Here is a 526-nt window from a genome sequence, read left to right on the forward strand (position 1 = left end):
ACCACTAGCCCAATACGCTTTGAATTGGTAAAATATCAAAAACAGAACGTATTCAATAGAGGCACAAGATGGGCAGAGCATTTGAAGTCCGCAAAAGTTCGATGGCTAAAACAGCCAACGCGAAAACTAAAGTAAATTCGAAGTACGGTAAAGAAATTTACGTTGCAGCCAAAAGTGGTGAACCCGACCCCGATGTAAATCAAACATTGCGCCGCTTAATTGAAAAAGCCAAAAAAGACCAAGTTCCCGCGCACGTAATCGAAAAAGCAATAGAAAAAGCAGCCGGTGGGGCAGGGGAAGATTACTCAACTGCACGGTACGAAGGCTACGGCCCAGGTAATTGTATGGTGATTGTTGATTGTTTAACTGACAACCCTAATCGTACAATTAAAGATGTGCGCTTACCGTTTACTAAAACAGATTCGAAAATAGGCACACCTGGTTGTGTTGCTCATATGTTTGATCACCTAGCTGTTTTAGGGTTTGCAGGCGACGACGATGAAGTCGTGTTAGAAGCGCTGATGAT

General features: G+C 43.2%; 1 protein-coding gene. It reads left to right on the forward strand.

The window, feature by feature from the left end; all coding sequences use genetic code 11:
• Positions 1-68: 68 nt before the first annotated feature.
• On the forward strand, positions 69-526 hold a 458-nt coding region (locus CWB76_RS19405), incomplete at its 3' end, for a YebC/PmpR family DNA-binding transcriptional regulator (RefSeq protein ID WP_138609749.1).

The sequence above is a fragment of the Pseudoalteromonas sp. S1609 genome (assembly GCF_005887255.1).
Classification (GTDB): domain Bacteria; phylum Pseudomonadota; class Gammaproteobacteria; order Enterobacterales; family Alteromonadaceae; genus Pseudoalteromonas.